Below are 9475 nucleotides of genomic sequence, written 5' to 3'. Positions count from 1 at the left end.
GCGCGCCTTGATGGCGGCGAAGACGGCTTCGATGGATTCCTGGCTGGTCACGTTCAGTGCCATGCCGCAACCATTGTCGCCCAGATAGGCGCTGATCGCCTCGGCACCGCTCTCGCTGGTCGCCGTACCGACCACTTTCGCGCCACGGGCCACGAATGTTTCGGCAATCGCACGGCCGATGCCACGACTGGCACCGGTCACCAACACAACCTTATCGGTAAAGCTCATCACTTGCTCCTGTTTACTTGATCTGGGCCAGCGCCTGCTCGAAAGAGGCGGCATCGTTGGCGTGAATACCTTCCACGCGCTTGTCGATGCGCTTGGCGAGCCCGGTCAACACTTTGCCCGGTCCCATCTCGATCTCGAGGGTAACGCCCTCATTGGCCATCCGCTCGACAGTCTCGGTCCAACGAACCGGGCTGAACAGCTGACGTACCAGCGCTTGCTTGATGGCGGCCGGATCCTGTTCACAGGATACGTCGACATTATTGATGACCGCGATGGTTGGAACCTTGATCTCGATCCCGTCCAGCGCAGCTGCCAGTTTTTCTGCGGCAGGTTTCATTAACGCGCAGTGAGACGGTACGGAGACAGGCAGCGGCAGCGCACGCTTGGCGCCCGACTCTTTCATCAGCACGTTGGCGCGCTCAACGGCCTCTTTGTGACCGGCGATAACCACCTGGCCCGGGGAGTTGAAGTTGACCGGAGAGACCACCTGCCCTTGTGCCGCTTTTTCGCAGTTGGCGGCGATGGATTCGTTATCAAGGCCGATGATGGCCGCCATGGCGCCGGTGCCTTCCGGTACCGCTTCCTGCATGGCCAGACCACGTAACTCGACCAGTTTGACCGCATCGGCAAAATCGAGTGCGCCGCTGCAAACCAGCGCGGAGTACTCACCCAGGCTGTGACCCGCCATGACGGCAGGAGTTGCCCCACCCTGCTGTTGCCACAGGCGCCACAGGGCGACAGAGGCAGTCAGCAGCGCAGGCTGGGTGCGCCAGGTTTTGTTCAGATCTTCAACCGGACCATCCATCACCAGGGCAAACAGGTCATAACCCAGCACCTGACTCGCCTCGGCGAAGGTCTCCTTGATCACGGCATGTTGTTCGGCCAGCTCGGCCAGCATGCCAACGGACTGGGAACCTTGTCCCGGGAAGGCAATGGCAAATTGGGTCATCATTGATTCCTTTTAGATAAGACAAAAATGAAATCGGTGACGGGATGATGGAGACACCATCCCGCCGAAGATCAGAGGCGAACCAGCGCCGAGCCCCAGGCGAAACCGCCACCAAAGGCTTCCAGCAGTACCAGCTGACCCGGTTTGATCCGGCCATCCCGCACCCCTTCGTCGAAGGCGACCGGAACGGAAGCGGCAGAGGTATTGCCGTGCTTGTCGAGGGTCAGCACCACTTTATCGAGGCTCATACCCAGCTTCTTGGCGGTGGCACTGATGATGCGGAAGTTGGCTTGATGCGGCACCAGCCAGTCCAGCTCGCTCGGCTCGATGCCCGCAGCGGCCAACGTTTCGGTTACGATCTCGCTCAGACGGGTGACCGCGACCTTGAAGACATCGTTGCCCTTCATATACATGTAGGCTTCGAGCTCGGCACCCGGCATGCCGCGACGGGGATGAGGCAGCTTGAGCAGCTCACCATAACGGCCATCGGCATGAAGATGGGTAGAGAGAATGCCCGGCGTCTCGCTGGCACCGACAATCACAGCCCCTGCCCCATCACCAAACAGGATGATGGTGCCGCGATCTTGCGGATCGCACATGCGGGAGAGCACATCGGCCCCGACGACCAGCACATGGCGGGCGGCGCCGGATTTGACGAACTGATCGGCAATGGAGAGTGCGTAGGTGAAACCGGCACAGGCCGCTGCCACGTCAAAGGCAGGAATGCCCGGTACGCCGAGCAGCCCCTGCAGCTCGCAGGCGGCAGCCGGGAAGGCATTTTCAGCACTGGTGGTGGCCAGCACTATCATATCGAGATCAGCAGCGGTCAAACCGGCTGCCTCCAGGGCGCGCAGAGCGGCCTGGTAAGAGAGGGTGGCAACGGTCTCGTCAGCCCCGGCAATACGGCGCTCACGGATACCAGTGCGTTCCACGATCCACTCATCACTGGTCTCAACCATCTGCTCGAGATCGGCGTTGGTACGCACTGAACTCGGCAGGTAGCTGCCAGTACCCAGAATTTTGCTATGCATAGAGTTCTTATAGATCCCTGTCAGAGAAGACAGCTTCAAGGCGATCTGCTATTTGCAGTGGAAGTTGATGTTTGGCCTCTTGTGCGGCCAGCAGGATCGCATTACACAGAGCGCGCCGTTCGGCCCGCCCATGACTTTTTACCACAATGCCGCGCAATCCTAACAGACTTGCTCCGTTATACTGGTCGGGGTTCAGGTAAGAAAAACGCCGTTTGAACATAAATCCGGCGATCCGGCCAAGAAAAGTGCGTTTCTTGCGGGGATATCCGGCCAGCTGGGCCATCATCCGCACCACCCCTTCTGCCGTCTTGAGGGCGACATTGCCGACAAAACCGTCGCAGACGATCACATCGCTGTCGCCGCTGAAGATGCGATCCCCTTCGACGAACCCGACATAATTGAGTGCGGGACATTGACGCAACAATTCGGCGCTGTGGCGCACCAGATCGTTGCCCTTGATCTCCTCCTCGCCGATGTTGAGCAAAGCAACACGAGGTAATACTATGCCTTCTACCTTTTCGGCCACGACAGAGCCCATCACCGCAAACTGCAGCAAGGTATCCGCATCGCAACTGACGTTGGCGCCTAGATCCAGCATCACGGTGCGTTTGCCACTCAATGTTGGCAACGCCTTGATGAGGGCGGGTCTGTCTACCCCGGGTAGGGATTTGAGCACGCACTTGGCCATCGCCATCAGGGCGCCGGTATTGCCGGCACTGACGCAGGCATCGGCCTCACCGGCTTTCACCAGATTGAGTACCACCCGCATGGAGGAGTCTTTCAGAGTACGCAGCGCCACGATCGGTTTATCGCCCATGCCAACCACTTGGGATGCATGTACGAAACGAACGCGCGGATGATTCAGCAAGCCATGATGCTGCAGCAGAGAAGAGGTCTGGTGCTGGTCGCCGACCAGGATCAGTTTTAGCTGGGGTAAAAGAGACAGTGCCTGCACGGCGGCAGGCACTGTTTCCGAGGGGCCAATATCTCCCCCCATGATGTCTAGCGCGACAGTTTGCGTAGACAAAGGCAATCCTTAAGCGATTACCTTTTTACCGCGGTAGAAACCATCGGCAGTCACGTGGTGACGACGATGAATTTCGCCACTGGTCTGATCAACAGTCAGGGCAGCGGTGGTCAGCGCATCGTGGGAACGACGCATGCCACGCTTGGCACGGGTTTTACGGTTCTGTTGTACGGCCATTGTAGGCTAACTCCTAAATTCACTTACGTTTAAGCTCTTCAAGAACTGCAAAGGGATTCGGCCGCTCATCAGCAGGTTCGATTTCACCCCAGGTCATCTCCATGTTTCCTCTCGGGCATGCATCCAGAGAATGCATTGCGACTTGAGGCAACGAGAGGATGAGTTCATCCTCCAGGATTTGATGAAGATCTATCTCGCCGTTTTCGTCCAACTCAATGGGCTCATAAGCTTCCGGCAGTTCTTCCTCGTTTGTTCTTTCGAACAGCGGAGTGTAGATAAATTCAACTTCACAGAGGTGTTCGAATGTCTCTCCGCAACGTTGGCAAACCAGATCAACCTTGGCATGGGCAGTGCCTTTCATAACGGTCAACTTCTGGACATCTTTGCCAAAGTGCAGTGATACCTCGATATCACTCTGCAAGCCAGCGGTTGATTCCTCCAGCCTGGGCATCTGCGACTTTTCCACTATCCCGATGTAATCGAGCAGCTTCAAGGCACTACGGACTGGATCAACCTTAACGGGCAACTTCACCTTTTGCATAGGGCGCGAATAATATAGGTCCAACAACTGATAGTCAAAGGAAAAAGTCCTTACCGCCGATGATTTTAACGTCACAAGTCCCTAGAATGCCGGTACCTGCTTTCATCGGTAACTCGATTATGCCACAGAATCTGATCCTCGCCTCAACTTCTCGCTATCGCAAAGTCCTGCTGGAGAAGCTCGGTCTCCCCTTTGAATGTGCCGCCCCCGATGTGGATGAGCGACCACTAGCTGGCGAATCCGCCGAGGCGCTGGTGGCCAGACTGGCCCATGCCAAGGCAGATGCCATCGCCCAACATCGTGATCACGGCTTGATCATCGGATCTGATCAGGTGTGTGTCTGCGATGATCACATCCTCGGCAAACCGGGTACCATCGACAATGCCATCGCCCAGTTGATGGCGGCCCAGGGGCGCAGCGTCACCTTCTACACCGGCCTGTGCGTAGTGAATGCCGCAACCGGTGAGGCTCATCAACTGGTGGAACCTTTCACCGTCCATTTTCGCAACCTCGATGAAGCCGCCATTCGCCGCTATGTAGAGGCAGAATTGCCCCTAGATTGTGCGGGCAGCTTCAAATGTGAAGGAATGGGGATCGTGCTGTTCAAGGGGCTGGAGGGGCGCGATCCTAACGCCTTGATCGGTCTGCCACTGATCGGCCTGATCGAACTGCTGGAGCGCCACGGTATCGCCCTGCCCTGATTGCGGACGAATAGATAAGCTAGAACGAGAATATAAAAAGCCCGGTCAATAGACCGGGCCTCTGTTATCAAGCAGGTCGATGTCTGTTAAAGAGAGGCGTCTATAACAGCCCGCGAAGAGCCGCCATAGAATCCACCACCGCCACTGGCCCGTGACGACTGAGGGCATCGCGGCTATCCACCCCCCAGGTGACACCAATACGCGGCATGGCGATCGCCTCGGCCATCGCCATATCGTGAACAGAGTCGCCGATCATTACCGCCTGCCGGGGTGACAGCCCCAGCTCGTCCAGGATCTGCTCAAGCATCAGCGGATCAGGCTTGGAGCGAGCCTCATCGGCCCCGCGACTGGTTACAAACAACGGGCGTAGTCCGGTCTCATCCAATACCCGATCCAGCCCACGGCGTGATTTGCCGGTCGCGACGGCCAGTTGCAGCCCTCGTGACCGCCAATCATGCAGCAACTCCCCTGCCCCGGAAAACAACGGGCTGGGGGTGGCATCGTGCAGATAGTGATGACGATAGCGATCGATGAGTGCGGCAATCTGGCGCTCATCAAAGGCACTGCCACTACTTAAAGGGAACAGACGGGACATGGCGACATCAAGGCTCAATCCGATGATCTGCCGGATCTGGGATGGTGCAGGTACTGCCAGCTCACAATCTCTGGCGGCCCCTTGCACACAGGCCACAATCCGGCCCACCGAATCCATCAGGGTACCGTCCCAATCGAAAATGGCGAGCCGGATATCCTGCATCAGCGTGGCAAGCCGTTGAGGAAGTTGTCGAGTTCAGGCGCCAGCGGCGCTTCTACCTGCATCTCGCGACCATCGGCCGGATGGGTGAAGCTGAGCTTCCAGGCATGCAAAAAGAGCCGTTTCAGCCCTTGGCTGCGCATTTTCTCGTCAAACGCCACTTCACCGTACTTATCGTCACAGGCGATCGGATGACCGGCATGCAGGGTATGCACGCGGATCTGGTGGGTACGACCAGTAATGGGGCTGCACTCGACCAGAGTCGCTTCGGCAAATTGACGCACGATGCGGAACCGGGTTTCGGAGGGCTTGCCATCGGCACTGACCCGCACCACCCGTTCACCGGATTGCAGGTCGTTTTTGCGCAGCGGCGCATTAACCACCTTGACGTGAGCCTGCCACTTGCCACGCACCAGCGCCAGATACTGCTTGCGCATGGTCTTGACGCGCAACTGCTCATGCAGGCTGCGCAGGGCGCTGCGTTTTTTGGCAACCAGCAATACACCAGAGGTGTCGCGATCCAGTCGATGAACCAATTCGAGGAAACGGGCTTCCGGACGCAGGGCGCGCAGTCCTTCAATCACGCCAAAGCTCAGGCCACTGCCACCGTGTACGGCCATGCCGGAGGGCTTGTTCAGCACGATCATGGCATCGTCTTCGAACAGGATCTGGCACTCCAGACGCTGGATAACACCGAGGTTTGCCGAAGGCAGCTCATTCTTCTCGGCAACGCGCACGGGAGGAACCCGCACCTCATCGCCTGCGCAGAGTTTGTACTCCGGTTTGATGCGCTTTTTGTTTACTCGCACTTCACCTTTGCGAAGGATGCGATAGATCAGGCTCTTGGGGACGCCCTTTAGCTGAGTCTTGAGAAAATTGTCGATGCGCTGCCCGTCATGCTCAGCTTCGATGGTGAGCAGCTGCACTTGTTGTTGTATCTGTGTCATAGCGCGGATTTTACCACTGCCAGCGCCCCTTGGCTGCTGGTTTGTTGAAAAATGGCGCCTTGCTATAAAAGAGGTTTAAATGGGATAATAAACAAGGTTTTGTCATTGTGTTCAAGCCTTGTACTAAGTGGCCAAAAAGTATGCCACCCAATCCCGAAACACCGTGTATACAAGAACATGACGGTTCCCGGGTGCGAGGTACAACGCATGGAGAACACAAACATCACCGTTTATTTGTCTCCATTTCGGCATCCTTATTCATTCCTTCTCGAGAAGTGATGACCAGAACGCCCTTAGTTTGCGCCTCATGCATACCCCAACCGGGAGGTTGCCCCAGTATGCTGAAGACCCGAGGCCGGCGCTGGTAGGACCCAGATGGAGGAAATCAAAATGACACAATAATGAGAACTCAATGAAAAGAATGCTTATCAACGCAACTCAAGAAGAGGAGTTGCGCGTAGCGCTGGTTGACGGACAACAGCTCTACGATTTGGATATTGAAAGTCCGGGACACGAGCAGAAGAAAGCGAACATTTACAAGGGTAAGATCACCCGCGTAGAACCCAGCCTTGAAGCTGCTTTTGTTGATTACGGCGCCGAGCGCCACGGTTTCCTGCCGTTGAAGGAGATCGCCCGCAATTACTTCCCCTCCGGTTACTCCTATCAGGGTCGTCCCAACATCAAAGAAGTGGTCCGCGAAGGTCAGGAAGTTATCGTCCAGATCGACAAGGAAGAGCGTGGCACCAAGGGTGCAGCCCTCACCACCTTTATCAGCCTGGCAGGTAGCTACCTGGTACTGATGCCCAACAACCCCCGTGCCGGTGGTATCTCCCGCCGCATCGAGGGTGATGAGCGGACTGAACTGAAAGAAGCCCTGAGCGGATTGACCGTGCCGGAAGGCATGGGCCTGATCGTGCGCACTGCCGGTGTAGGCAAGTCTCCGGAAGAGCTGGAGTGGGATTTGAACGTCCTGCTCAACCACTGGGACTCCATCCACAAGGCCTCCCAGGAGCGCGCTGCGCCGGTACTGATCCACCAGGAAAGTAACGTCATCGTGCGTGCCATCCGTGACTATCTGCGTCGCGATGTGGGCGAGATCCTGATCGACAATCCGGTGATTTTCGAACGCGCCAAGGCCCATATCGAGCTGGTGCGTCCCGATTTCCTCAACCGTGTGAAGCTGTACAAGGGTGAAGTTGCCCTGTTCAACCACTTCCAGATTGAGAGCCAGATTGAATCAGCCTTCCAGCGTGAAGTGCGCCTCCCCTCCGGCGGCAGCATCGTTATCGATCCGACCGAAGCGCTGACCTCCATCGATATCAACTCCTCCCGCGCCACCAAGGGCGGCGATATCGAAGAGACTGCGCTGCAAACCAACCTGGAAGCCGCCGACGAAATTGCCCGTCAATTGCGTCTGCGCGACCTGGGTGGCCTGATCGTTATCGACTTCATCGACATGACGCCAGTTCGTCATCAGCGCGAAGTGGAAAACCGTCTGCGTGAAGCGGTTCATCAGGATCGTGCCCGCATCCAGCTGGGCCGGATCTCCCGTTTCGGTCTGCTGGAGATGTCTCGCCAGCGTCTGCGCCCCTCCCTCAACGAGTCCAGCAGCCACATCTGCCCCCGTTGCCAGGGTCAAGGCGTGATTCGTGACAACGAATCCCTCGCCCTGTCCATCCTGCGTCTCATCGAAGAAGAGGCCATGAAGGACAACACCGAGCAGGTTCACGGTCAGGTGCCGGTGGATGTTGCAGCCTATCTGCTTAACGAGAAGCGTGCTGCCATCGCCAGTCTGGAACAGCGCAATGATGTGCGTGTTTACATCATTCCGAACCAGCATCTGGAAACCCCGCACTACGAAGTGACCCGCATTCGTCAGAACGAGATCCCGGAAGCGGCCAGTTATGAGTTGAAAACCGAGATTGCCAAGCCGGTCTACCAGCCGAAGCAAGCTCAGGTGATCGAGCGTGAACAACCGCTGCTGCAAGGCTTTGCCCAACCAGCACAACCGGCCCCTGTTGCACCGCAACAGCCGGCGGCTCCCGTTGCTGCGGCCCCTGCCGAAGTCGGCTTCTTCAACAAGCTGATCAAAGGCATTACCGGCCTGTTCAGCAGCGATGCAGCCCCTGCCGACGTGAAAGCGCCCGCCGAGAAACCAGCAGCTCGTGAAGCACGCAAGGATGAAGGTCAACGTCACCAGCGCGAAGAAGGCCGTGGCCGTGGTCAGCGTCCTCGTCGTGATGACAATCGTGGCAACCGCAACAATGCGGAAGCTGGCGATAAGCGTGAAGGTGGCAACCGCGAAGCCGGTGAAAACCGCAATCGCCGTCCCCGCAAAGAGCGCGAGCCTCGTCAGGAGCGTGAAGCTCGTGGCGAAGTGCGCAGCGAACAGCGCATGGAACGTGAACCTCGTCAGGAGCGCGAGCCTCGCGAACCGCGCCAGGAACGTGCACCACGTCCAGCCCGTGAACCTCGTGCTCCCCGTGAGCCGCGCGCCGAAGTCGTTGTTGAAGCGGTAGACGCCGTTGATGCAACTGCCGTCCAGCCACGTCAGGAAAAAGAGCAAAAAGTGGCCGAGCGCCGCGAACGTCGTCAACTGCGCAAGCAGATCCGCGTCGATGTCGCCGCTGCTGACACCTCTGCCCTGCCGGTTGACAAAGTACCAGCGCAAGCTGAAGTGATAGATGCCACCGTGGGTAACGAGCAGGAAGAGCAGAGTGAAGGCCTGCGCCGTTCACGCCGCACTCCGCGCAGCCAGCGTATCGAAGGTCAGCGCCGCAAGCGCATCAACGAAGATGCCCGCAGCCAACGTGACGAAGAACAGCAAGATACCACCACTCTGACCACCGCAGCGCAGGTTGAAGAGCCGGTAGTGCCTGTTGTTACCATCCCGAGCGCTGAAGCCGTCGCTGCTGCCCTGCAAGCCTCTGCTGCACTGACCGAGCATGTGGTTGTCGAAGCCGTTGCTGAAGAAGCTGCCGAACAGGCTGCTGCCCAGATTGAAGCAACTCAAGCCGATGTGACTGCTAGCCCGGTTGTTGACGCTGTCGCTGAGGTCGTGGTGCCAGCAGAGCCGGAAGTTGCCGTTGTCGCCGCTCCGGCTGTCGACGTGGCTGCCAC

At 57.8% G+C, this 9475-nt stretch carries 10 protein-coding genes; 2 read left to right on the top strand and 8 right to left on the bottom strand.

The genetic code is table 11. The annotated features are described in order from the left end of the window. The 6 genes from DBR30_RS05650 to yceD all read right to left on the bottom strand — a co-directional run. A partial coding sequence (locus DBR30_RS05650; protein WP_146181361.1) for an SDR family oxidoreductase occupies positions 1-228 on the bottom strand: 228 nt, incomplete at its 3' end. A gap of 13 nt (positions 229-241) precedes the next feature. Beyond that, a complete protein-coding gene (gene fabD / locus DBR30_RS05645) occupies positions 242-1177 on the bottom strand; it encodes an ACP S-malonyltransferase (RefSeq protein ID WP_042655783.1) in 936 nt (311 codons plus the stop codon). A 71-nt stretch (positions 1178-1248) separates the two neighbouring features. Next, entirely contained in the window at positions 1249-2208 is a 960-nt protein-coding gene (locus tag DBR30_RS05640; RefSeq protein WP_042655782.1) for a beta-ketoacyl-ACP synthase III, read from the bottom strand. Between the two features lie 7 nt (positions 2209-2215). Continuing rightward, positions 2216-3235 carry a phosphate acyltransferase PlsX gene (gene plsX / locus DBR30_RS05635; protein WP_108541326.1) on the bottom strand — a complete coding sequence of 340 codons (1020 nt, stop codon included), beginning with the start codon at positions 3233-3235 and terminating at the stop codon, positions 2216-2218. A gap of 9 nt (positions 3236-3244) precedes the next feature. After that, complete coding sequence (gene rpmF, locus DBR30_RS05630; protein WP_005300935.1) at positions 3245-3412, bottom strand: 50S ribosomal protein L32; 168 nt, start codon at positions 3410-3412, stop codon at positions 3245-3247. A 19-nt stretch (positions 3413-3431) separates the two neighbouring features. Then, a complete protein-coding gene (yceD, locus tag DBR30_RS05625; protein ID WP_108541329.1) occupies positions 3432-3953 on the bottom strand; it encodes a 23S rRNA accumulation protein YceD in 522 nt (173 codons plus the stop codon). 119 nt (positions 3954-4072) lie between these two features. Between yceD and DBR30_RS05620 the strand changes: the two genes are divergently transcribed. Then, positions 4073-4654 carry a Maf family protein gene (locus DBR30_RS05620; RefSeq protein ID WP_108541330.1) on the top strand — a complete coding sequence of 194 codons (582 nt, stop codon included), beginning with the start codon at positions 4073-4075 and terminating at the stop codon, positions 4652-4654. A gap of 100 nt (positions 4655-4754) precedes the next feature. Here DBR30_RS05620 and DBR30_RS05615 read toward each other — a convergent pair whose 3' ends face one another. Both DBR30_RS05615 and rluC read right to left on the bottom strand, forming a co-directional pair. Beyond that, positions 4755-5411 carry an HAD-IA family hydrolase gene (locus DBR30_RS05615; protein ID WP_108541327.1) on the bottom strand — a complete coding sequence of 219 codons (657 nt, stop codon included), beginning with the start codon at positions 5409-5411 and terminating at the stop codon, positions 4755-4757. Then, positions 5411-6355 carry a 23S rRNA pseudouridine(955/2504/2580) synthase RluC gene (gene rluC / locus DBR30_RS05610; RefSeq protein WP_108541328.1) on the bottom strand — a complete coding sequence of 315 codons (945 nt, stop codon included), beginning with the start codon at positions 6353-6355 and terminating at the stop codon, positions 5411-5413. Before rluC ends, DBR30_RS05615 begins: the two co-directional genes overlap by 1 nt. A 412-nt stretch (positions 6356-6767) precedes the next feature. Between rluC and rne the strand changes: the two genes are divergently transcribed. Continuing rightward, the coding region (gene rne / locus DBR30_RS05605; RefSeq protein ID WP_258224296.1) for a ribonuclease E at positions 6768-9475 on the top strand (2708 nt) is incomplete at its 3' end.

Origin of the sequence: Aeromonas sp. HMWF017, from assembly GCF_003061465.1 — a bacterium.
Lineage (GTDB): Bacteria > Pseudomonadota > Gammaproteobacteria > Enterobacterales > Aeromonadaceae > Aeromonas > Aeromonas veronii.
The sequence above is the reverse complement of the archived record's forward strand: the minus strand, read 5'-3'. Positions and strand labels throughout refer to the sequence as shown.

What these genes read in the sequence shown, in the direction of transcription:
- fabD (WP_042655783.1), bottom strand. Translation starts at nt 1,177, where the DNA reads ATGACCCAATTTGCCATTGCCTTCCCGGGACAAGGTTCCCAGTCCGTT.
- DBR30_RS05640 (WP_042655782.1), bottom strand. Translation starts at nt 2,208, where the DNA reads ATGCATAGCAAAATTCTGGGTACTGGCAGCTACCTGCCGAGTTCAGTG.
- rpmF (WP_005300935.1), bottom strand. Translation starts at nt 3,412, where the DNA reads ATGGCCGTACAACAGAACCGTAAAACCCGTGCCAAGCGTGGCATGCGT.
- yceD (WP_108541329.1), bottom strand. Translation starts at nt 3,953, where the DNA reads ATGCAAAAGGTGAAGTTGCCCGTTAAGGTTGATCCAGTCCGTAGTGCC.
- DBR30_RS05620 (WP_108541330.1), top strand. Translation starts at nt 4,073, where the DNA reads ATGCCACAGAATCTGATCCTCGCCTCAACTTCTCGCTATCGCAAAGTC.
- DBR30_RS05615 (WP_108541327.1), bottom strand. Translation starts at nt 5,411, where the DNA reads ATGCAGGATATCCGGCTCGCCATTTTCGATTGGGACGGTACCCTGATG.
- rluC (WP_108541328.1), bottom strand. Translation starts at nt 6,355, where the DNA reads ATGACACAGATACAACAACAAGTGCAGCTGCTCACCATCGAAGCTGAG.